General features: G+C 70.1%; 16 protein-coding genes. 5 read left to right on the forward strand and 11 right to left on the reverse strand.

The window, feature by feature from the left end; genetic code table 11:
- The first annotated feature begins 36 nt into the window (after positions 1-36).
- Genes NO345_RS17435 through NO345_RS17455 form a run of 5 tightly spaced genes read left to right on the forward strand, consistent with a single transcriptional unit; the run spans position 37 to position 7,498 of the window.
- Positions 37-1,155, forward strand: a complete 1,119-nt coding sequence (locus NO345_RS17435; RefSeq protein ID WP_256301376.1) for a hypothetical protein — start codon at positions 37-39, stop codon at positions 1,153-1,155.
- Between the two features lie 22 nt (positions 1,156-1,177).
- Positions 1,178-2,218 carry a hypothetical protein gene (locus NO345_RS17440; RefSeq protein WP_256301378.1) on the forward strand — a complete coding sequence of 347 codons (1,041 nt, stop codon included), beginning with the start codon at positions 1,178-1,180 and terminating at the stop codon, positions 2,216-2,218.
- Positions 2,219-2,230: 12 nt separating this feature from the next.
- The gene (locus NO345_RS17445; protein WP_256301380.1) at positions 2,231-2,896 is read left to right on the forward strand and encodes a hypothetical protein; all 666 of its coding nucleotides are present in this window, start codon (positions 2,231-2,233) and stop codon (positions 2,894-2,896) included.
- Positions 2,889-4,637, forward strand: a complete 1,749-nt coding sequence (locus NO345_RS17450) for an ATP-binding protein (protein ID WP_256301382.1) — start codon at positions 2,889-2,891, stop codon at positions 4,635-4,637. Before NO345_RS17445 ends, NO345_RS17450 begins: the two co-directional genes overlap by 8 nt.
- Positions 4,634-7,498 (forward strand): outer membrane protein assembly factor BamB family protein, encoded by a 2,865-nt coding sequence (locus tag NO345_RS17455; protein WP_256301384.1) that lies wholly within the window; start codon positions 4,634-4,636, stop codon positions 7,496-7,498. The genes NO345_RS17450 and NO345_RS17455 overlap by 4 nt, the downstream gene beginning before the upstream one ends.
- Before the next feature lie 7 nt (positions 7,499-7,505).
- On the opposite strand, the gene NO345_RS17460 is transcribed toward NO345_RS17455, so the two are convergent.
- The 11 genes from NO345_RS17460 to NO345_RS17510 all read right to left on the reverse strand — a co-directional run bounded on the left by NO345_RS17460 (position 7,506) and on the right by NO345_RS17510 (position 23,623).
- Entirely contained in the window at positions 7,506-8,216 is a 711-nt protein-coding gene (locus tag NO345_RS17460; protein ID WP_256301386.1) for a DICT sensory domain-containing protein, read from the reverse strand.
- Between the two features lie 2 nt (positions 8,217-8,218).
- On the reverse strand, positions 8,219-8,611 hold the full coding sequence (locus NO345_RS17465; RefSeq protein WP_256301388.1) for a DUF7344 domain-containing protein: 393 nt from the start codon (positions 8,609-8,611) through the stop codon (positions 8,219-8,221).
- Positions 8,612-8,709: 98 nt separating this feature from the next.
- Complete coding sequence (locus NO345_RS17470) at positions 8,710-11,502, reverse strand: COG1361 family protein (RefSeq protein WP_256301390.1); 2,793 nt, start codon at positions 11,500-11,502, stop codon at positions 8,710-8,712.
- On the reverse strand, positions 11,495-12,565 hold the full coding sequence (locus NO345_RS17475; protein WP_256301392.1) for a hypothetical protein: 1,071 nt from the start codon (positions 12,563-12,565) through the stop codon (positions 11,495-11,497). The genes NO345_RS17470 and NO345_RS17475 overlap by 8 nt, the downstream gene beginning before the upstream one ends.
- Before the next feature lie 3 nt (positions 12,566-12,568).
- Positions 12,569-15,667 (reverse strand): carboxypeptidase-like regulatory domain-containing protein, encoded by a 3,099-nt coding sequence (locus NO345_RS17480; protein WP_256301393.1) that lies wholly within the window; start codon positions 15,665-15,667, stop codon positions 12,569-12,571.
- A gap of 2 nt (positions 15,668-15,669) precedes the next feature.
- Positions 15,670-16,869: an FtsZ/tubulin family protein gene (locus tag NO345_RS17485; protein WP_256301395.1), complete on the reverse strand. Its 1,200-nt coding sequence runs from the start codon at positions 16,867-16,869 to the stop codon at positions 15,670-15,672.
- The gene (locus NO345_RS17490; protein ID WP_256301397.1) at positions 16,869-18,995 is read right to left on the reverse strand and encodes a hypothetical protein; all 2,127 of its coding nucleotides are present in this window, start codon (positions 18,993-18,995) and stop codon (positions 16,869-16,871) included. The genes NO345_RS17485 and NO345_RS17490 overlap by 1 nt, the downstream gene beginning before the upstream one ends.
- Positions 18,992-20,098: a hypothetical protein gene (locus NO345_RS17495; protein WP_256301399.1), complete on the reverse strand. Its 1,107-nt coding sequence runs from the start codon at positions 20,096-20,098 to the stop codon at positions 18,992-18,994. Before NO345_RS17495 ends, NO345_RS17490 begins: the two co-directional genes overlap by 4 nt.
- Positions 20,095-20,367 carry a hypothetical protein gene (locus NO345_RS17500; protein ID WP_256301400.1) on the reverse strand — a complete coding sequence of 91 codons (273 nt, stop codon included), beginning with the start codon at positions 20,365-20,367 and terminating at the stop codon, positions 20,095-20,097. The genes NO345_RS17495 and NO345_RS17500 overlap by 4 nt, the downstream gene beginning before the upstream one ends.
- A complete protein-coding gene (locus NO345_RS17505) occupies positions 20,364-21,881 on the reverse strand; it encodes an FtsZ/tubulin family protein (protein WP_256301402.1) in 1,518 nt (505 codons plus the stop codon). Before NO345_RS17505 ends, NO345_RS17500 begins: the two co-directional genes overlap by 4 nt.
- A 158-nt stretch (positions 21,882-22,039) precedes the next feature.
- The gene (locus NO345_RS17510) at positions 22,040-23,623 is read right to left on the reverse strand and encodes a hypothetical protein (protein ID WP_256301404.1); all 1,584 of its coding nucleotides are present in this window, start codon (positions 23,621-23,623) and stop codon (positions 22,040-22,042) included.
- Positions 23,624-23,629: the final 6 nt, after the last annotated feature.

Genomic DNA, 23,629 nt, shown 5'->3' on the forward strand with positions numbered 1-23,629 from the left:
CGAAGTATTTTGTCGCAGATAGGTATAGACGTGTGTATGTCACTGCTGCCGGTCGACACCGACGCCCTCGAAGACATCTGTCGGTCCGTCGCGATGGCGAACTACGGATTTCTGTACGTGACGGACAAGCGGGGGACCATCCAGAACCGATACGAGAGCGCAGACACCGGCACGCTCAACGCCCGAAACCTGTCCACGTCGGACCTCAAGAAGGCGCTCCGTGACCTCACCGAGGACGAGTTCTCCGATCTGGAGCAGATCCGTGACGGCGTCTACTACGTCGACACGTTCAGCGTGGGGAGTTCGGACGCGGTCACGAACGAACTGACGAGCGTGTTCAGCCAGCGGATCGTGATCACGTCGGAGACGCTCCGGTCGCGGTTCGACCTGGCCATCGACGACGTGGACTACTTCGCGAGCGAACTGGAGTCCCGCGACCTCGTGGCGCGCATCACGGCGGGCGAGCGCGACTACTACACCATCGGGCCGCGCCTCAAGGAGCACGCGGGCAACGTCGGGCTGGACTCCCAGCTCGAACGCAAGGCAGCGCGGGGGAAGATCAGCCACAGCGACCTCGAGAAGGTCATCGACGTGGCGGCGACGACCGACGTTATCCGCTACCTCGAGCAGGAGGGGTTCGTCGTCGACCTCGACGGCGAGTACCTCGTCAAGAGCGCGCTCGACGAGTTCGCGCGCTACGTCGCCAGCGAGACCGAGGACGCTGTCGAGTCCCACTTCGAGGGCTCGCAGTACCTCGTCCCCACCCCGGAGTTCCCGGGGGTCGTCCGCTCCGAGATCGAGGCCAGGTTCGACGTGCTCTCGCAGGCCCACGGGATGCAGGAGGAGATCGTCGAGGCGACACAGGACGCCCTCGCCGACCGGCTTGACCTGGAGGTGGGACGCGAGATGGTGGTGATGCGCGACGAGTTCGACTCCTACGTCGACGGCGAGGCCCGACGGGTGCTGACCGACGTGAAGTCCGAACGCGACGTGCTGCCGGCGTCGCCGACGGAGTTCGAGGAGGCGGCGACCGAGCACGTCGAGGAGATGCAGGTGAGCAACGACCCGTCGGTGAACCGGCACGTCAGGGACGCCGTCGCGGAGCGGTACGCAGACGTCGTCGCGGAGCAGGAGTTCGGTGGCGTCGACAGCTAACCAGCCAGCAGTATCTCAGACAATGCCACGAAAGTACACGTTCGAGACCACGACCGTCGATGGCGTCGACTACGTCATCGCGAACCCGGTGAACGAGACCGACGAGATGGTCCGCATGGAGGCGGACTGGACCAACGGAGACGACGTAGAGGGCGAATGGGAGCGTGCCGTGCGGGCCATCATCAAGGGGGACCTCCTCGGGGAGATGAACCTGGAGGAGGGCAACGGCCGCATCGACCGGCAGACCGCCGTCGAGACGCTCGCGGCGGCGGAGGACGAGTACGGCAAGGTCGTCTCCAGCGAGCGCCAGGCCGACGCACTGCTCGAGTACTTCGAGGACCAGGACATCCTCCGATTCGACGGCAACGACGTCGTGCTCCTCCAGGACCCGCGCGACGACGAGCTCTCGGGGCGGGCCGCGCTGAACTGGGCGGCCGGCATCGAGGCCTGCGTCGACAAGATCGACGAGACGATGGACCGCGTCGAGCGGGCGAAGGACAAGCTGGAGGACAAGATGGACGAGATCGACACCGGGTCGAACCGGATCGACGAGCGCATCCAGGAGACGGCCCAGGAGCTGAAGGCCATCGGTGACGGCCCGGGCGTGCCGGACGACCCCTCACAGCTGGACGAGAGCGAGCGCAACCGCTACAACCAGCTCAAGCGCCAGTTCATCTACCACAAGCAGATGAAGGAGGTCGACCAGGAGAACCTGCTCGAGACCGTCGAAGCTGGCACGTCCGAGCTGGCCCACCAGATCTCCATGCTGAACTCCGCGAAGGAGGCGCTGGTGACGAAGGAACAGGAGATCCGGGTGGTCGCCGTCCAGAAGCGGGAGTTCCCGAACGACGCGACGAACATCGTCGAGAACATGGGGACACTGGCGACGAAGCTCGGCGGCGTCGGCGACATCGACGAGAAGATCGACCAGACCTCCGCGACGGACCTGGCGTCGATGGTCGAGGACACCGTCGGCGACGTGCAGGACGTGGCCGAGACCGCGGAACAGACCGCCGACGAGGAGGTCGAGACGGACGCGGACGCAGTCAACTTCGAGGTGTAAGGGGGTCGACCCGTGTCGGCCACGTCGACCGTGCTCCGCGTCGAATCGTTCTTCGGGACGCTCAGATGCGTCGACGAGCGCGTCGAGACGCTGCTCGCGGCCCCGACCTACGACGACCCGTCGGTGTACCGGACCGCCGACGAGGCGACCAGCGCGCTGGCGGAACTCGGCGACGCACTCGTCGCCGCCGCGCCGTTCCCCTCGCAGGTGGGTCGCGACGACGACGGTCTCGGCGAGGCACTGACCGGTGTGCTGGAGGCACAGTACGCGGACCGGACCGCGTGGACCGACGGCGTCCCGGGTGGCACGGACACCGTGGACGCGCTCGTCGCGGCGCGGCGGATGGAACGTCGGGCGGGCGAACTCGTCGTCCCGTTGGCCACGACGGGTGCGGCGGCCCGGAACTGGGGACCGACCCTCGCGGTGATGCGGGCGGTGACCGAGGACCTGCTCGCCCGGGCGGAGACGCTGGCGCGACGGAGCCGGGCGGTGGACGCCCCCGGCGCACGGGCCGCCTGCGAGGGCCTCTCGCGGATGCTCGCGTCGCTGCGTGACGTGCTCGTCCGGGCCAGCTCGGGCGTGGCGTTCGTCGGGAGACGCACCGACCGGCGGAGCGACCGGCCGCTCTCGTTCGCGGAGTGGGCGGGCGGACGACTGAACGGAGGAGACAATGCTTAATCTGACGCCGATACTGCGACAGGACCAGCCGACCTCACACGTAAAGATAGGCGAATCGAAGCTCGGGAACTCGAGCGACGTGGTGGAGATACGCCACAAGAACCGGTCGGCCCACTTCCTCGCGAAGGCGGTCGACGACGGGCCGCTCGCGGGCGAGACCATCGGGAACAAGGTGCGGATGCACCGGAACGTCGCCGAGCTGTTCGGCGGTATCGACTCCTCGCGGGACTTCCGTGTGGACCCGAACGCCTCGGTGCACGACGTGGTGGAGTGCGACGCGGTGAAGCTCCACGCCGGCGGCAACGACCCCGAGAAGCTGGAGTCGTTCCTGCGCTCGACGAGCTACCTGCTGCATCCGTTCGAGGAGGTCGTCAAGCAGGGCGACGGGCTCGCGACGTTCACCGCCGCGAAGGTCGAACCGAGCGGCTACACGACGGTGCGGGTGACCGACGACACCGACATCGAGTTCATCGGTGCGGGCGAGCTCCGCGAGCTGAAGGCGACGGAGTCCAGCCGGGCGAGAGGTGGTGGCGGGCCGACCCACGGCGGCGGCCCGGGCGGGGGCCAGCAGGTCGCCGACGAGGAGGCCGTCGAGGTGAACCTCGAGCCGAAGAAGCCGACCGTCTCCTTCGAGGAGGACGTCGCCGGGCTCCCCGAGGTCAAACAGACCGCCAGGATGCTGCTCGCGCTGTTCGACGCCGAGACCCGGAACGAGGTCGAGCGCCGATACGGCCAGGCGTTCGCCTCGCGGGGGAGCTCGATGATGCTGTACGGTCCACCGGGCTGTGGGAAGACGCTCGTCTCGGAGGCCATCGCCCACGAGGCGATGTACAACACGAGCATCGAGGACAACTACGGCGAGGTGAAGTTCCTCGAGGTGCGGGGCTCGGACATCCTGTCGAAGTACTCCGGCGAGTCGGAGAAGCGCGTCTCGGCGGTGTTCGAGAAGGCCCACGGCATCGCCCAGGAGGGGTTCTGCGTGCTCTTCTTCGACGAGGTGGAGACGCTCATCCCCGACCGCGGCGACGACTCGCTCCAGCGCCACGAGCGCTCGCTGACGAACGCGTTCCTCCAGGAGATGAACGACGTCGAGGACAACCTGCTCGTCATCGGCGCGACGAACATGCCGTTCACCATCGACCCGGCGGCGACCCGCCGGTTCCCCATCCAGCAGTTCATCCCCCAGCCCGACGAGACGGTGATGGCGGAGGTGTGGCGCAAGCAGCTCGACTCCCTCTCCACGGCGGACGAGATCGACTACGAGCGCCTCGGCGAGGCGTCGGTCGGCTACACCCCGGCGGAGGTCGCCGACCGCATCCTCGGCAGCGAGTTCCAGCGCGAACTCGTCGAGAGCGTCATCGACGGCGACCCCATCGTTCCCGACACCGACTATCTGCTGGCGAAGCTGGCGGGCTCTGAGCCGAAGACCGTGCGACAGTACGTCGCCAGCGTCCGCGAGAAGACCGACGAACTGGAGGGCTACCCCGAGATGCAGCGGTACGTCGAGGCCCAGGCGGAGCGCCTGGATATGAGCCTGGGGGGCCAGCCGAGTGCACTCGAGTCCCTGCTCGGTGCAGGCGGTGCGGACGGCGGTGACGGCACGAGCGCGACCGACGGTGCGACGGGGGACGACCCGGCCGGCGACGACGGTTCGAGCGGCGATGCTGCGACGGATGGTGGAGCCGCAGGCACGACGCCGGACGGACCGGCAGACGACGACGCGGGAGGCGATGCCGTGTGAGCGGCTACGCCGAAGTCGCGGCGTTCGAGCTGCCGGCGGTCGAAGCCAGCGACGGCGGGGTCGAAGACGTCGCGCTCGTCGCCGACGGCGACGTGACCTACGTCCGGGGGGCAGCGCGGTCGACGCTCCGGGTCGACGACGAGCCGGTCGACGTGGCCCTGGGCGAGCTCGTCTACGTGCTGACGGCCGACTCGCTGGTCGCGCTCTCACCGGAGAACGGTGGCTCGCGGGTCTGGTCGCTCGGCCTCGCCGACGAGGGCGTCGAGGGGGTGGCCGCGCTCCCGGAGGCCGACGTGGTCTGTGTCCTGACCGAACGGAGCCTCGTCGGCGTGGACGGCGAGCGCGGCTCGCGCCGCTGGACGGTGGACAGACCGTACGCGGACGTCGGTGGTGAGGCCTCGTTCGTCGCCGCCGACGGTCGGTTCCTGCTCGGCGCGTGGTCGTTCGTCACCGGTGTCGACGCCGACGGCGAGCGGGTCTTCGACGCGGACATCGGCAGCGCGCTCACCGGCGTCGGCGGCGCTGGCGGGACCGTCGTCGCGGCGCTGAAGTCCGATCAGCTGGTCGGCGTCGACCCCGACTCGGGCGAGGTCGAGTGGCGCACCGAGATACGACCCACGCAGGTCACGCCACGGGGCGACGACACCCTGCTCGTGCGGACGGCCGACGGCCTGCTCTCGGTGCGGCCGGACGGCACCTACGAGTCGGTCGACGGCCTGCCACCGGGTGCGGTGTACCCGGCGCGGAGCGGCGACCCCGTCTGTATCTACCGCGAGGACACGCTGTCGGTCCACCGACGGAGCGTCGACGTCGACGCGGTGACCGCGGCCCTCGCCGTCGACGCGATCGCCCCGGGCGAGCCGCTCGTCGTCGAGCTGACGAGCACGGCCGAGACGGCGGGGAGTGCGACGGTGACCATCGCGGTCGACGGTGCGACGACGGCCCGCCGGAGCGCGACGGTCGACCTGCCGGCGGACGACAGCACGACGGCCACCTTCGAGGTGACGAGCGTCGAGGACGTCGACGCGGCGGACGTCCGGGTCTCCGCCGACGGCGTGGCGCTGGCGACCGGGTCGGTCGACATCGAGCGACCGGACCCGCCTGAGGAGTCCGTCGACGCCGAGGTATCGGTCGATCGTGTCGAGGGGACGACCGTCCACGCGACGCTGTTCGTCCACAACGAGGGCGAGGTGCTCCAGGAGCTCCGGGTCCGCGAGGACGACCTCCACGTCGGCTCGGTCGCGCCGGGGGAGACCAGCCGCGTCGAGCTGACCGAGAGCTACACCCCCGGCGAGCCGGTCGAGCGAACGGTCGTCGACGACACCGGGACGACGGTCGCGACGGCGACGACCACGGCGACCGACGGCTCGGTCGCGGTGTCGGTCGACCCGACCGTCGGGGAGGCGTTCCTGTTCGTCGACGTGACCGTGGAGAACCCGACCGAGACGCGGGTCGCGGACACGCTCACCCTGGTGGGCGTCGGCGACGCGGGACCGGTCGAACGCACCGTCGACGCCGCACCGGGCGCGACGTGGACGCTCTCGGTCGCCTTCCCGGGGTACGTCGCCGACGGGCTCGACGGGAACGTGCTCCGCGCTCGGCTCGACGGTGCCGGCGTCGAGGACACGCACGAGCTCTCGCTCGGGACCAGCTTCGCCGGGATGGCGGGTCCGTCACCGGCCGGTGGGCGCGGCCAGTCCAGGGGTGCCGCACAGCCGGGCGGCGGTGCCCAGCACGGCGGAACCACAGGGCAGCAGTCCGTCGGTGGCGGACGGCCGGGCCACGCCGACAGCGGAGGGGGCGGTCGGGGCGACGCGGCCGGTGACTCGCCGTCCGTGTCGCTCCGGCGCGCCGTCGCGGACGACGAGCCGGCGGCGACCGAGGCGTTCCTCGAGTACCTCGCCGTCGACACGGAGGGACCGGTCGACGACCTCACGCTCGCGGTCGACGGCGAGCAGTTCCCGCTCGGCTCCTTCGACCGGGGGGAGGAGCGCCGATACCAGCGGGCCCACGCACTCGCCCGGCGTGGCCGCAGCCAGCTCACGCCCGTCGCCGCAACGGCGGGTGGCCACAGCCTCGCGGAGACCGGCGCGATGGACGTCGAGGTGCGGGACGGGCCGCTCGCGGTGCGTGCGACCGTCGACGCGAGCGCCCCGACGGTCCGGGTCCGTGGCACCGTCGAGAACCGGACGGACGAGTTCCTCTCGGTCGAGGGGGTCGACGTCACCTGGGTCGGCGGCTGGGACATCGACCCGCGCGGGGACGGGCTCGGCCCCGGTGAGACGGTCCGCTGGTCGGGCACCGTCCCCCACGAGGAGACCGAGCTGACCGACACCGACGATGTCGTGCCGATCACGGTCGAATACGACGGCAGCGGGCGGTTCCAGTCGCTCGCACCGGTCGAACGGGACGCCGGGACCGGGGCGTCCGTCGCGAGCCGGCTCGACCCCGGCATCGGCCGTGAGACCCACGTCGCCGACACCTACAGCAAGGTCGTCTGCAACCTGCGGAACGTCTCCGAGGAGCCCATCACGGAGCTCCAGCTCGCCGCGACCGGGGACCGGCTGAACGACATGATATACGTCGAGGAGACGATCCAGTCGCTCCAGCCCGGCGAGACGATCGAGCACTACGTCGACGTGAAGCCGGCCGAGAGCGACCGCGAGCTGGCCGTCGATCTGGTGGTCACCTGCGACGGCGAGACGGACCGCCTCACGCTCGGCGGGCCGGTCGCGGCCACCCCCGACGAGTGGGCGCGGTCGCACCTCGACGAGTGGACGGCGACCTGGGAGGACGACGAACCCGAGACGGAGCTGTCGGTCCCCGCACACCTCTCGACGGCGTTCGAGCAGACGGACTGAGACGGGGTCAGTCGGGCCCCGCTCCCGCGACGAGTTCCGTCTCGATGCGCTCGACGAGGTGGGGGTCGTCGGTCCAGAAGCCGTCGTACGTCTCGTCGAACTCCCGGCCGACGAGCCCGCAGGCCTGCAGCTCCTCGGTCCCGCCGTCGAACGTGACGACCCAGTACCGTTCGAGCACGTCGTCGCCGTAGCCGTGGAACGTCACCCCGGGTATCTCCGGTGGCTCCCAGTCCGGCGCGCCGTAGACGTGGATGTCGAGGTCGGTCTCGCCGAGCGTCCAGTACCACTCGACCTGGTCGGCGAACGCCGAGAGGTGCTGGAAGCTGGCGTGCAACCGCCCGTTGCCGACGCGGCGTGCCCGGTCCTCGATCTCGTGGCTGACCGCGAGGAGCTGGCGGCGGTTCATCGCGGTGAACACCGTCTCGTCGAGCACCTCGAACAGCACCCGGTAGCCCGGTGCGATGTTCGTGGGATCGGACGGACGGACGACCGGCGGGGTCAACAGCCACTCGAGCTCCTCGAGCGGGATGACGCCGACGACCTCGCCGCCCTCCGCGACGACCACGAACGGTTCCGGGCCGTCGGGCGGGAGCTGCTGCCAGTCGACCACCACCGAGTGTGCCTCGAACTGTCGTTCGATGTCGGTCTCGTCCCCGCGACCGTAGACGGTGAAGCGCTTGTCGCTCCGCGTGACGCGGTCGAGAAGCGAGTCCAGCATCGTCAGCCCCCCGGTGTCGACTCGGCGGCGATGCTCTCGCGGACGAGTTCCTCGACCGCCGGGTCGAGCGGGCCGACCTCGATGCTGCCCGAGTCGTCGTCGCGGACCACCAGGCCGGCCTCCTCGAGCAACGGCAGATGGACGTGGATGAGTTCGGTCAGGAGCGTCCGACGGGCGTCCGCGGGGACCATCCGACCCCTGTCGGTGGCGCGCCAGCCGGCGAGGAGCGTCGCCAGCTCGTCGACGGTCGACGGCCCGCGCGTCAGGAGCGAGTAGAGGACGCGCCGCCGCTCGGCCGCCGCGAGGCCCCGGTAGAGCTGGTCGTCGGCGAGGCCGGCCGCCGTGGTCTCACCTCGCGGGTCGCCTCCGCTCTGGTCCGAGTGGTTCCGGCCCATCGTACGTAGAAATCTATCACCATTAACGATAAACGTTGTTCCGGCCTGGTTTCACGATCGACCCAGTCAGAAGAGGAGTGCCGCGGGGAGTCCCGACGTCAGACCAGGAACTCGCCGCTGACGGCCTCGTTGGCGTCCGAGACGTACGCCAGCGTCCCCCGGACCAGGTGGACCAGCAACGCGACGAACGCGAGCACGTAGCCGCCGGTGACGACGAACATCGCGGTCCGGGCGGTCGAGAGCGCGGAGAGCCGCTGGTTCCGCTCCTCGCGGATGGAGTCGGCGGTCTCCCCCTCGCCGGCCGCCTCGAAGTTCGCGATGGCCTCGTCGTACCGGTCGGCGATGTGTGTGCGCTGGCTGTCGAACGGGCCGAGGTTCGCCGGGTTCAGCAGCAGCGGCGTCCCCCCGACGGCGGTGAGCATCGACCCGCTCATGTTCTCACGGGCAGTCCGGGCCTCCTGCAGGCTGGCCTGCCCCTGGCTCACGTTCGTCGAGTAGGCCTCGAACGCGGCGTCCGCGTCCGCCTGCAGCTGGTTCGCCCGCTCGTCCTCCCCCTCGAGGACGGCGATGCGCGCCAGACTGCGCTGGATCATCGCCTCCTCCAGCAGCGAGGTCTCCTCGCTCGCGAGCCGGTCCTCGTAGTACGACCGCTGGGTCGCGATCTCGTCGTTCAGCACGGCGTTCCCCTCCGTGAGCGCCTGCTGGCCGAGCTCGCGCAGCTCCGGGTCCTCGAGCTCTGAGACGTACAGCGCGACCGTGTTGTACGTCGAGGCCGCCCTGACGAGCTCCTCCTGGGCCGCCTCGTTGCCCTCGGCCTCGCGCACCTCCTGTACGCGCTCGGTCGCGTTGAGGAACTCCACGAACGTCTGTGCGGCGGTGAACCCGCGCGAGATGTCCTGCCCGGAGTCGAGGTCACCCTCCTCTATCTTCTCCTCGAGGCGGGTCAGCATCTCGTCCATCGACCCGGCCGAGGTCGCGAGCGCGTCGTCGTCCTCCGCGAAGGACTGGAGACCGTCGTGGGTCGCCTCGCTCTCGATGATGCCGGGCTCGCCGGTGATGGTGAACGTCCGGGGCTCGATATCGTCGCCGTTCACCCGGTAGGTCCACTCGTAGGGGGTCAACACCTCGGCGTCGGTGTCGAACTGGAGCTGGAACACCGCCTGGCTCTCGGAGCCCGCTGCGAGCTGCTCGGGGAGCCCCCGCTGTACGGTGAGCCAGCCCTGCTCGGGCCCGTCAACGCGCTGGAGCGTGAGATTCTCGACCGCGTTGTAGCCGAGCAGCTCCGAGACCGTCACCGTCCGGGTGTCGGTCTGGGTGATCTCCAGTTCACCGAAGTCGGCGGTCTCGGTGTCGAGCCCGAGGTCGGTCTCGTGGTCGACGGTGAGCGGCACCTCGACGGTCTGGGTGCCTGCGGAGGCGTTGCTGGACGTGAACCGAACGCTCAGCGTGTGGTCGCCCGCCGGGACCTCGCTGTCGAGGGTCACGTCCATGTCGTAGTCGCGGGTGCTCTGCCCGGGGATCCGGGGCGACGAACGGGTCAGCTCCGCGCTGACGTACTGGTCGTCGAAGTCGGGAGAGCCGACGCTGACGTCCTGCATCTCCAGTGGCAGGTCACCGGTGTTCTCGATGGTGGTGCTGACCTCCCGGGTGAACGTCGACTCGCCGCGCGGTTCGTCGAACGTGTAGGACGCACCCGTTCCCGTGGGCTCGCCGAACCGCGCCGGGTAGATGACACGCGCCTCGACGCGGAAGGTCTCCGGGTTGGCGTCGGAATCGTCCGTTTCGAGTCTGACAGTCCAGGACTTCTCCGCGTGCTGGACCGCGTCGCCGTCGATGCTGACCGTCGCCGTACCGGTCCGGCTGTCGCCCGCACCGAGGGTTCCAGCCAGTCCGGAGACCGACGCGGAGGCGTTGCGATTGACACCGCCCGGGTCGCTGACGGTCACGTCGACCGAATCGTAGCCGGTCTCCTCTTGTATCGTCACGGGAGCACTGGCACTGGTACCGACGAGGACGTCACCCAGGTCCACCACCGACTCGGAAGCGTCGACGGACGTCGCCTTCACGATCTCGACGTCGAAGCTGCCGGACAGGGTGTTGCCGAGGTTGTCCTCGATGGTCAGGGAGACCGAACGGGTCCCCTCGCGTGCGTCCTCGTCGACCGTCACGTCGACCGTGACCGAGGCGCTGTCGCCGGAGCCCACACGGTTCGGCACGTCGCTCGTACTCGCGGAGACGTAGGTCCCACCCGACGCGGAGGCGGACTCGACGTCCATCTCACCGTTGCCGACGTTCTGGAACTCCACGGTGACGCTCGTCGTCTGCTCGTCCTGCCCCTCGAACCGGACCTCGGGGGTACCGTCGACCGAGCCGGAGCCGAACTGCGGTTCGAGGTACTGGACGTTCGCCTCGAGGTAGCCGGTCATCCCGCCGCTCTCCGAGATGTAGACCGACCTCGTGCCGCTCGTCCCCGTCCTCCCTTCTGACTCGCCGGTGGCCTCGTACTCGACCTCGTAGGTCTCACCCTGGGTCAGCGAGAAGGTGTTGCTCGTCCCGCTACTTCCGCCGCCGGACCACCGGTCGAAGCTGAACGTCACCTCCTGATCTGTAACCTCTCTCGGAGCGGTGACGGTCGTGTTGCTGTCCGCCGTGAACTCGATGGAGGCGGTGTCGGTGTCCGACTCGCCCTCGAACGCCCGCTCGAGGTAGAGCTGGGCGGTCTGTGGCGCGGTCGTCTCGGTTGTGTTCGCGTCGGTGGTGGCACTCCCGTCGAGTCTGCCAGAGTCCGTTTCGGTCGCCGCGGGATGGTCAGCGGACGCCGGTGCGGCGACGGCTGCCCCGGCGAGCAGGAGCACGACCAGTCCGACCGCGAACACGGTGTTCCTACGCATCGTGACCACCCTGGAGGACGACGATCTCACCGACGTTCGCCGCGTCGACCGTCCGCCGCCAGACGACGAGCCGGTGGGTCACCAGCATCGCCACCAGCGCGACGAGGAGGCCGTAGCCGACCAGCAACACGCCGCTCGCGAGCGCCAGCGTCGTCCGTGCAGACGAGATGTCGGTCCGGAGGGTCGCGAGCCGACTCTCGCGGTCTGAGAGGGCGTTCTCGTCCGCCCGCTGTTCGGCGTCGCGGACGTCCGCCAGCGTGCCGCCGGACTCCTGGTAGAGCGCGAACGTCCCGAACAGTTCGCCGCTGGCGACCGCACTCACGCCGTCGCAGGACGAGCAGCTGTCGAGGAAGCCGCCCGCCCGCTCCTCGGCGGCGTTCATCGCCGTCACGTCACGCTCGTACTCGCTGCGGAGTTCCTCGACGCGGAGGTTCACCTGCGAGTACTTCTGGGTCGCCCCGGCCTGCCGGAACGCGGTCGCGGCCTGCCCGAGCAGCTGTATCTTCTCGGGGGTGCGCGTCACGTCGGAGGCCGACTGCAGCAGGGCGTCGCCCCGGTTCTCGTAGAACCGGCTGAGCGCGAGGTCCGCAAGCGGCGCGTAGGTGAGCCCCTGCTCCTCGAGCGCGCGGACGTGGTCCGAAGTCCCGTTCGCCGCCGAGAGGCTCTCGCCGACGGAGCCGTTCTGGGCCGCGGTGTAGCTCTCGTTGAACGACCGCAACAGCGCGAGCACCGTCCCCATCTCGCGCTCGGTCGCGTCGTCGAACTCGACGACCTGGAGCTTCGAGACCGCGAGCGACCGGATGGTCTCGAACTCGGTGTACTGCTCGAACGCCGGCGTCCCCGACAGCTGGTTGAACGCCGCGAGGTACTCGTCGGCCGTCTCCGGCGGTGCGTCGTTCTGTGCCTGTCCCACCGTCGTGTCGAGCGGGGGCTGCGTCGTCGCGGCCGTGTCCCCGGTCGTCGCCGACGCGGTGGGCGTCCCACCTGCGCTCGCGGCGACGGCCGGCGTCGCGGTCACGGACGCCAGTACCACCAGCCCGACGAGGAGTTTCAGTCCATCCATCTCTCAGAACACCGTCCGCTTCATCCGTTCCCTGAGCTCGCGGCGGTCGAAGCTGTGCTCGACCGCGTCGAGCAGTCCGGCGACGAGGAGCGCCTGTGCGGCCTTTACGAGCGGCTCGCGCTCGCGTCTGGTCTCCTGGAACAGCTCCCTGGCGTGCTCCCACATCTCCGTCGCCGGCTCCACCTCGGTCAGGTCCGCCCGTTCGTCGTCGATCCGCGACCGGGTCCGCTCGATGCGGCCGGTCAGGTCGCTGTCCACGTCGGCATCGACGTAGTCGAAGTACGCCTCGTGGGTGAGCACGTCCCCGTCCCACCGGAGGTCGACGCTCGCCATGTCGGCACACGCGGCGAACATGTCGACGTTGCGCTTGGTCGTCATCGCCGTGTTCACCCGCGAGATACCGTCCTCGGCGGCGTCCAGCAGTGCCTCGGCGACCTCGCCCGGCCGGTGCTCCCCGGTCGCGAACAGGTGGCCGTACTGCGGGAGTGCCTCGACCAGGTCGAGCAGGCGGTCGACGACGCTCCCGTAGTAGCCGGGGAACGCCGTGTCGCGGCCCGACTGCTCGGAGAGGCCGTCGACCTCGCGACGGAGCCGCCGGACCCGGTCCCGCATCGCCTGGGGCACCGTCCACTCGAACGACGCCTCGACGGTCACGTTCGTCGGCTCGCCCTCGTGGATGGCGACCTCGGTCGTCCGGGTCCGGAACAGGTCCGACTGCGAGCCGGCGACGTCGAGGCCGACGACGTAGTCGCCGACGAAGACATCCGACGCCCTGACCCGGCCGCGCTCGTCGGTCCGGCGCGATCCCTGTCGTTCGTCGACGCGGTAGCGGTCGCCCTCGCTGGGTGCGATGGAGACCGGGAGCCCCTCGGTCGCCACACCGTCGACCTCCGCGGTCACCGACAGGCGGCCGGTCTTCCGGCTCAGCCCGACGTTCAGTTCGAGCGGGCCGTCGTCGGCCAGCGAGCAGTCGTTGCTCGCGGCGTTGTACTTCGGGTGGTCGACGCGCACGGTGGCGGTCGAGGCCGCGTACGGGAGCGTCACGCTGACACGGCCGTTCCGGCCGGTCTTGGCGGTCTCGTCGTCGCCCTCGTCCGGTTCGACCGTGACGCGTGCCCCGGGGATGGGTTCCCCGTCCAGCTTGTCGGTGATGGTCACCTGGACACCCGGTCGGGGGAACGCGAGCTGGGCCTGCTCCCCGGTGTGCCTGCCGTCCGTCACCTCGAGCTGGTCGGTCCGCTGCTGGGTGCCGACCGCACCGGTCAGCTGCCAGCCACCGGGTAACAGCGACATGCTCACGACGCCGGAGTCGGTCGACCGCGTGGTCCGCGAGCCGGCACCGCGGGTCGGTTTGGCGACGACGTCCGCGTCCTCGCGGATGCGGTGGCCGTTGGCGTCGACCAGCGTCACCTTCACGTCGACCGGGTCGGGGGTGGTCGTCCCGGCACCCTCGCCGAAGTGCCAGAAGCCGAGCCAGGACAGGAGTCCGGCGAGCGCGAGCCCGGCGAGCCCGCCGACGACCGCGCCGACGAGCACGGCAAAGACAATGTCGATGGCTCCGCTGGAACCGGCGACGAAGAACGCGACGATGAGAGATCCGATCAGCCCGAACAGGCCACCTGCACCGAGCACGACCGCTGCACCCTTCGGATTGGTCGGATCGCCGTTCGGGCCGGCGGCACCTGCAATCAACCGCACGACGACGAGGATGAGCGTCCCGATGATACCGCCCAGCAGCCCGACGCCGAGGAGGAGGCCCCAGTCCACGACTCCGTAGCTCGCGGGGAGGAAGCCACCACCGGCACTGGTGTTCGTCGCGTTCGTCGCGTTCGTCGCGTTCGTCGCAGCGGTGGTGGTCCCGGCCACCGTGGTCGTGGCCGTCCCCTCACTCCCGTTGCCGTCGGCCTGGTTCGTCGACGACTCGTTCGGCGCACCGGCGACGGTCCTCTCGACCGTCTGCGCCGAGACGATCCGTTGCTCGCCATCAGTTTCCACGACGAGCAGGACCGTCTGACCCTCCGGCAGCGACGTCCCGTTCTCGACGGCGTAGTAGCCGTCCTCCCGGGTGGCTCCGAGCCGGTCGACGTCACCGTCGCGCTGGAGCAGCATGGCCGACACGCCGTCCGTCTCGGCCGCGAAGTAGCTCCGGTCCACGCTCACGTTGATGGGTTCGCTCGCGTACTGTCTCGTCCAGCCGTCGAGGACACGCGGGCCCTCGGCGTCGCCCACCGCCAGCGTCGCAGTCACGCTCGACGCGAGTGCGGTCCGCGGCAGCTCGATGCCCGTCTCGGTCGCCTCGACGGGGCCGGCGAACTGCCCGTTCGGCGACTCGGTCGTCAGGTCGAGGTGGTAGCCGCCGGCGTCGAGCACCGACAGCAGGGGGTTCGCGATGGCGACGCTGTCGCCGCTGGCGACGAGCTCGCTCGCGTTCGCGGCGGCGTGACGCACGTTCACCGAGGTCGGCGACGCCGTCACGCCCTCGTCGGGGGCGACGCGGATGCGGCGGTCCTCGAACAGCGATTGCCGGTCGAGCGACCGGAGCGTCTCGCCGTCGAGCACCAGCGCGCCGGCGTCGGCGTCGTAGCTCGCGTTCACGGTCGCGTCACCGACGCTCACAGGCACGGGAGCCGTCGTGGCGAACCCGCGCACGTCGGCGGGCGTGAGGTGGACCGTGCCGTCCTCGAACGTCGTGACCGCCCCGTTCAGCGAGGCGTACCGGAGGTCGACTGCATCGTCGCCGAGCTCGGTCTCGCCGGCGTTGACCGTCACGGTCGCACCCCCGAGCGGTGCCGTCTCGTCGGGCGGCACGAGTGCCGTGACGGCGAGTTCGCCCTCGTAGGTGCCGGCGTCGGTCTCGTTCACGGTCGTCTCGGCAGCGGCATCGACGCCGCCGATTTCGAGCGTGACCGTCGAGAGGTTCCCCGTCTCGTTGTCCGGCACGACCGTCACCGAGACGGTGTCGGGGGCGGTCCGTTCGACGGAGACGTCCGCCGCGAGCGCCGCACCGTCGTTCGCGGGCGTGACTGCCGCCCCGACGCCGGCCACCGTGGCGACGAGGACAGCGAGTGCGAGCAGCGCCGTCGCGCGAGTTCCCCACGACATGGCTACCCCTCGTTCTGGTCGCGGTAGTCGGCGAGGTTGTCGAGCACCGTCTGCACCTCGCGCTCTGTCAGCCCCTCCGCTCCGGCGGTGTTCCCGCGCGCCAGGTTGTCCCTGACCTGTTCGTACTGGTCCAGCGAGTGGTTCAACAGCGGGCTCAGGTCGAAGCCGCCGAGCAGCAATAGCACGTCCACGTCCGACCCCCGGCCACGCTTCGGCGTCAGGCTGGCCTGCCCGGCGACCGAGAGGTCGTGCTTGTTCTGCCACTGGTTGAACGCCTGGTACACCTCGGGCTCGGTTATCTCGCCGTTGTCGATCATGCTCTCCGGCGCGCGGACGACCGGGAACACGATCTGGGAGGTGGCGACGTCCATCGGGACGAACGGGTTCTCGGCCGCCTTGTCGAACATGTACTCCAGCTCGTAGATGTCGCCGTTCATGTCCGTCGCGACGGCCGGCGTGAAGTGGTAGGAGCCGTACTGGCGCGGGATGGTCACCAGGTCCTCGACGTCGATGACGCCGTGGGTCTCGCGGCCCGCCCCGATCATCAGGTCGACCGCCTCGATGATGAGTTCGTTCACGCGGTCGTAGTCGCTCCCGTTCTCGCCGTCGAGGTGGGAGTTCGCCGCGACCATCACCATGTCGGCGTTCTGCCCGCCGTCGCGGTTGCGAAGCAGGCGGGAGAGCCCGGACACCGCGTTGAAGTGGCGCTGGTCGGGCTCCCAGTAGTACGGCCAGACCGCCATCGCGACGTGGATGACGCTGTCCATCCAGGGCTCGCTCTCGCTCACGTTCAGCCCCTGTTTGAACTCGTCGACGACGAACGGGATGGAGCCGTTACCGGTGCCGCCGCCGAGCGTCGCCATGTAGAGGAACGCGTCGGCCGTTCCGAACGTCCGCTTGATGCGGTCCGTGATGCGGTCGAGGTCCTGATCCGCGGCCTGCCGGCCGTAGTAGTACGAGTTCCCGGCACCCTGCTTGTCGCCGAACTCGAGGGCGTGGTTCTCGCCGATGTCGTCGGCGTCGGTGATGCTCGCGTCGATCCGGTCGATGGTGTTCCGGATGTCGTTCCGGTTCGTGTTCATCACGAGGATGCGGTCCTCGATGCCCGGGTTCTCCGCCCGGTTGAAGAACTGCGAGGCGATGCGGCCACCACCCTCCCCGGAGGCGATGACGGCCCAGCGTGTGTACTGTCCCCTGGACATCAGGCCTCACCTCCGGCGGGTTTCTCGATGCTGTCGGCCGTCGTCTCCACCGAGAGACCGGTGTCGGCCGCGAGCTCCTCGATGACGGTGTCCGGGACCGGCACCGACAGGTAGTTCGACCTGATGCGTTCGTAGCTGAGTCGGTCCCCCTCGTCGAGGTTGTACTGGATGACGTTCATTATCTCCTGGGAGAGCTGCGAGTCGTCGTAGACGATGACGGTGCCGTCGTCGGTGCGGGTGACGGCGTACCCCTCCCGGTCCGCCCACTCCGCGAGCAGGCCGGGCACGAAGTCGTCGGTGATGGGGAACTCCATGTCGGTGCTGAGGTAGCCCTCCTCGTCGAAGCGGTCGCGGAGGCGCGGTGCGAACTCGGTGACGTGCTCGTCGATCTCCTCCTCCCGTCCGTCGACGAGCTGTTCGATCAGCGTGACGGGCTCGAGGTCGACCGAGAGCTCGGTGTCGCCCTCGACCTGGACGGTGCGCTCGACGCGGCCGTAGTCGTCCTCGCCGGGGGCGACGACGAGCTCGTACTCGCCGAAGGGGACGTCCGCGAACGCGGCGGTGCCGACGAGGTGGGTCGCGACGACCTCGCGGCCGTCGTACTCGCCGCCGTCGAGGGTGACCGTGGCGCGTCGCTTCGCCTCGCTCCCCTCGTCGTAGGAGACGGTGACCTCGACGGTGTACGTCTCGACGTCGCCGCGGTGAAGCGCCGGCGCGTCGGGGTCGAACTCCACGTCGGGGTTGCGCCGGAAGTAGAGCCCGAAGAACTGGCCGGCGTGGCGCACCGGCAGGTCGTCCGCGGTGACGGTGCCGTTCTGCCGGAGCCGCTCCTCGATGGTCTCGCTCACGTCGTCGTACGCCTCGACGACCGTCGCCTTCGTCTTCACCGTGCCGACGGCGTCGACGAGGTCGGCGACGACGGTGTCCCACTCGTGGTCGAGGTCGCGGACGGGGCCGATGGCCCGAAGGTCGTCCACGTGGTCCTCGTCGACGACGGCCGGCCGGCTGTAGTAGCCGGCGGGGAGCTCCTCGTCGTCGAGCGTCCGGACGTGGCGGTCGACCTCGGTCTCGAGGGAGGACACGATGTCCAGCGCCGCCGTCCGGACGGTCTGTCGGTGCTCGCTCAGCGAACCCACGTCGAGGGCCGAGTCGAGCGAGTCGAGCTCGCGTTGGACCGACCGCACCTGGTCGAACAGCTCGGCGTCGACGTACTGCTCCGCCCCGGAGTCGAGGATGGTGTCGACGAACGCGTCGAGGTCCTCGCGGTCCTGGTCGAACGAGCCCGAGAGCTCGCTCTCCAGGGTCGCCTGGGCCTCCAGCACCGCGTCGACGGCGTGGCCGTACTCGCCGTCGCGACGGTCGGCCTCGGCGTCCTCGAGGTGGCGGTCGACGGCGGCCTCGTCGTAGGCGTCGGTCGCGTTGCGCTGGATGTCCCGGACCCGCGCGATGGCCTCGTCGACGGTCGCGTCGGCCTCCATGCGGTACTCCTCGAGGTCCTCGCCGACGGCCTCCCAGTAGGCGAGCCCGCTGGGCGGCCCCTCGTCCGGCGTCGGCGGCTCCGGGGGCTCGGCTGGCTCGGCGGCGATGTCGGCGTCCGCGAGCGCACGCATGTCGGCGTGCAGGGCGTCGAGTTCGTCGCGGACGAAGTCGTAGAGCTGGTCGTCGCGGTCGGCCGCGAGCGTCGTCACCTCGGCGTCGATGCGCTCCAGCTCCTGCAGCTCGCCGCTCGCCGCCCCCTTGCCGACGCTGAACGAGCCCGAGTCGCGGTCGAACTCGCCGCCCTGTGCCTCGTAGTCCGAGACGAGCGAGTCCGCTCGGGAGCGGAGCGTGCTCGCGTCGAATCTGGGGTAGGACTCCTCGACGGTCGAGAGCGACCGCCAGAAGTCCCGCAGCGACTCCCCGACCTGTTTCGTGCGCTGTTCCACGTACTGTCCCGTGTTGTCCTCGCCGCTGAGGACGCCGCGGACGTACGCGACGGCCACCACCAGCAGGACGACCGGGATGCCACCGACCACGAAGTAGACGCCGAGTTGCGTGCTCGCGAACACGAACAGTCCGGCCCCCACCGCGGCCATCAGTACCGTCAGTGCGCCGATTCCGAGTGCGGCGCGCGTCTGTCCTTTCATAAGATCACCTGAAGTATCGAACGTCCGCCCGTCGCAGCCAGCAGTCCGACGGTCGCCAGCAGGACGAGCACGCCGACGCCGACCGGGAGCCACTGCGCCTTCCGGCTGTACTCCGCCGAGGAGTCGACCCGGATGCGGCCCTCGGTGCTGGAGGCCGCCACGTACGGGACGATCCCGCCGAGGACGACACCGACCAGCAGCCCGCCGACCAGCCCGACCAGGAGGTTCGTCCGGACCGTCGACCGGGCGGCGGCCGCCCGTGAATCGAGCGCCGACTCGTAGCTCGCCTTCGCCTCGTTCGCGTCCGCCGCTGCGCTCCGTTCCTCCTCGCGGGAGGCGTCGATCGCGCCGACCGCGACCCCGGGCGTCGGCGACTCGTCGGCCACACCGAACAGGTACGAGCGGTACTCGCTGCCCGCCCGGTCGGTCGCGTTGGCCGCCGACGCGAGAGTGCGAAGCGTCTCCGTGGCGTTCGTCGCCCGCGCGTCGGTCAGCCCGCTTTCGTTCACCGCAGTCGAGAGGGATTCGAGCCGGTCGGCCGCAGCAGTCGTCTCGTTCAGCGACCCCCGGAAGTCCGCCTCGCGCTCGCCGTACGTCCCGACGGCGTCCGCGGTCGGGAGGAACAGCGTCCCCTCAGTGAACGCCGGCTGGACGATGTTCGGCGACGGCTCGGTGAACGCCGGGCCGGTCTCGGTCTTCCCCGCCGGCCGGACCTGCGCGGCCACCTGGAGCTGACCGTAGCCCTCCGTCAACCGGATGGTGACGCTGCTGTCCGTCCTGTTCTGCAGCTCGTAGGCGTCGCCGTCCGCGAAGTACCAGGCCCCGTTCTCGCCGTACGGCGTGACGACGCCGTCGGCGTCACAGAGCCGTATCGTGAGCACCGTCCCGGCGTACAGCGCGCGGTCGTCGCGGATGGGCTCCTCGCTGCCCGCGAGGGTCGCCACCGCGACCGGGTCGGTGGCCTCGACCGAGTCACAGGCGGCTACGTCGGCCGGTCCCGGCGTGGTCGCAGCCTGGGCGGCCACACCGCCCCCGGCGACTGGCGCGGCGAACAGCCAGACGGCACACAGCGCGACCAGCGTCGTTCGGAGCGCCCCTGTCATTCGTAGGTCCCGTCGATCCGCGACTTCTGGATCCGGTACACGACCACGCTCCCGAACACGATGCCCAGCCCGAGTCCGATGCCGCCACCGCCGAGGTACTGCAGCAGCGACTGCTCCGCGAGGGACTCCATCTCGGCGATACGCTCGGTTCGCTCGACGGCGTCGTCGACGCTCGCACCGTCCTGCGCCGCCACGCTCCCCCCGAGCCCTGCGACGACGAGCACCCCGAGCACGACTAGCCCGACGAGGGCGACCCGAGGCGGCCTCACTGCACCATCGCCTCGGTTCGGTCCTCGTACTCGGCGGCCTTCTCCTCGATCTCGGCGAGCCGGGAGATGTCGTCGCGCTCGTAGGTCAGCAGCGTCGTCACCGTCGCGAGGTTGCGGTCGTTGAGTGCGACGCCGAGGTTCACCTCCTGCAGCGCACACTGCGCCTGGAGGTACTCGCGGATGGTCGACGTCTCGATGCGGTTGCTCCCGCCGGAGAGGTAGCTCGACGGGGCGCGCACGAGCCCGATGGCCTTCTGGGCGTCCGACGGGTCGAGGTCGGAGACGGACTGCTTGCTCGTCGCCAGCCGGACGAGCGCGGCGCTGTCGATGTTCTTCTTCCCGACGAACGGGACGAGGTAGCCCGAGAGCGAGCGCGTCATCGTCGCGGCCCGCCCGAGCGCGGCGTAGCCCGCCTTCGAGTCGCCCCCACCGACGCCGAACGAGAGCGACGTGACCACGTCCTGCACGTCGATGTCGGGCGTGTCGATGTCCGCGTAGTCGCTCGGGTCGATGCCGGAGAGGACGGGCCCGGCGACGAGGTCGTAGATGCCGGCCGCGACGTACTCGTTGTACTCCGCGAACTGGCTCTCGGCCGCCGCCTGGTACGAGATGCGCTGGTTGTCCACGAGCACGATGCCGTCGACCTTCTCCTCCAGCCGGTCGAGGCCGTACCGGGCGTTCCATGCCTGGCGACCAGCGCCGCCACTACCTTCGTCGTCGCCGCCGCTGGTCATCGGTCCCATCGTGTTCGGGAGGATGGCCAGCGCGACGATGCTCGCGCGGCCGTCGGTGTACTCGTCGATGGCGTCGACGATGTGCGGCGCGATGCCACAGCCGGTACCGCCACCGAGGCCGAGGCAGACGAACGCGAACTGGATCTCCTCGCTCTCGGTCGCGTCACCCTGCTCGCCGCGGACCTCCGACTCCAGGTCCTCGACCTGGCGGTCGACGTCGCCGTCGCCGTCGTCCCAGCCGCCACCGGTGTCGTCGACGGGCTCGTCCTCCCAGCCGCCGCCGGTGTCCTCGGCCCACTCGTCGTCCGGTTCTTCGGCCCAGCCGCCGTCGCGGTCGTCGACCGGCTCGTCGTCCCAGCCGTCGTCATACTCCTCGGTCCGTTCGTCCTCGTCCCAGCCAGGTCCGCCGCCGTCGGTCGCGAGTCCGCCAGCAGAGCCGAACCGGCGACGGAGCAGGTCGACCACCTCGTCGACGTGTGCTCCCATCACCTCGTCTGCCTCGACCGGGTCGCGCCCGAAGCCGCCGGTGACCTGCTCCTCGAACCCGGCGGTGGTCCCGTCGACGATACCGTGCTGGTCGGCGATGCCGAACTGGTCGGACTTGTCGACGTTCGAGAGGTTCTGCAGGTCCCGAACTGTCGAGTTGAAGACCATGGGTTCGGCGAGCGCCGTGATGTCGTTGCCGCCGAACAGTCCGAGCGTCGAGTCGGACGTGTACTCGAACACGGCGTCGACGATAGCACTCCCTGCCTGTCCGGCCCCCACGAACAGATACGTCATTGATTCACTCTGGTATCTGTTCCGCTATCTGGAATAAAACAGTACTGGCCACTGAAAAGTTGTTTCACGTCGTCTGGTCTGCGTACGAAACGGGGGCGGCAAGAACTGTCAGCTTCGAGAGTCACCCGGTATAAAACTCCCGGCCGGTCCGCCGACGGCTACCCGCGGAGTCGGCGGAGCATGATGGAGAACTGGTTTCGCTCGTACAGCGCCTCCGTGGCGTCGAGCAGTTCGAGCGCCGCCTCCAGCGTTCCCGTCGCGCGCGCCGGGTCGCGCGACGCCAGCCGCTCGCCCTCGTCGTGGAGCGAACGCGCCAGCGAGACGAAGTGCCGGGGGATGGTGTGGTTGTGGTCGTCGCGGAGCTCGTAGTACTCCTCGACCTCGTCGATGCGGTCGCCGACCCGGTCGACGAGCTTGGACGGGGTCTCGGCGGCTGTCGCATCCGAGCGCGTCGAGGAGAGCGTCGGAAGCAGCGTGTCCCGGTAGAACGAGAGCTCGTGGCGGACGACGTACGGTCGCAGGAGGTCCGACTGGTCCGCGCGGTCGAGCTCCCCCTGCAGGTCGGCGACCCGCTCCAGGAGCGCGGACTCGACGGGGTCGCTGGGGTCGAGGTCCCGCTTCACCGCGTTGGCGAGCTCGGTCACCGAGTCGCGGTCGACCCCGGCGACGAGCTGGCGCGTCGTGGCATGCTCGTCGAGCGCGCCCGTGGCCGTCCGTAGCGCCGCCCGGAGGCTGTCCTCGCCGGTCGTCCCCGCCGACTTCAGCTCGTCCAGCAGGCGGACCGCTGCGGCGCTGTCGGGCGACTGCCGCGACTCCACCGTGGCCGCGACCGTGGCGACGTCCGACTCGCCCGTACTGAACGAGAGGTCGCCGCCCTCGAGGCGTTCGACGAGGTCGTCCCCGCGGGCGGCGGTGTCGCTCCCGCGGAGTGACACCGCGGTGTCGCGCTCCGCTCGGTCGCAGACGTCCGCGAGGGTGCTCGCGTTCGCCGACTGGCTCGAGCGCTCCGCGTCGAGGTCCGACAGCGCGTCGACCAGTCGCGCGGAGACCGGTCGCAGGGAGGACGCCAGTGGCCCGTCGATCCCGTGCAGCCTGTCGTCGAGGGTCCGGGCCTGGTCCGGCCCCCGGACGTTCCCAGCACGCTCTGCCGCCTCCGTCACACGGTGTGCGCGCTCGAGGTCCTCGACGGCCCGGTCGAGCGCGTCGTACGCCTCGCCGCGACGGGCGGTCGGGTCCGCGAGCGTGTCGAGCAGCTCACGCGCGGTCCGCGACCCCGGCGACCACGACGAGCGCAGTTCGGTGGCGACGTCGGCGACCGGCAGGCCGTCGTCGCGTTGTTGCTCTCCCCCGCCACCGCGCGACTCGGGTCGGCGCTCGGTGAGGTGGAGGTCGCCACGGGAGAGCGCCCGTGCCAGCGATCCGAGTGCGTCCGAGCGAGAGTCCCGTCGGTCGACGGCCGGCGTGTCGCTCGCCGCCCGCAGGACGGCGTCGGTCGCCGACGTCAGGCTCGTCAGCTCGTCGTGGACCGCGTCCGCGTCGTGCTCGGCCGAGAGCGGCTCGGCGAAGCGCGAGACGGGTGCGCCAGAACCCCCCGAACCGCCGAGGAGGCGTGCGCCGAGTGCGCCCGCGCCGAGGCCGACGACCAGTGCGCCGACGGCCGCCGCGAGGAGGACCATCGTCGAGTGACCGGTCTGCTCGACGGCCTGCTGTAACACCATGTCGGCTGCGGTGACTGCTCCCATCGGCTC

This window comes from Haloarchaeobius salinus (assembly GCF_024464185.1).
Taxonomy (GTDB): Archaea; Halobacteriota; Halobacteria; order Halobacteriales; family Natrialbaceae; genus Haloarchaeobius; species Haloarchaeobius salinus.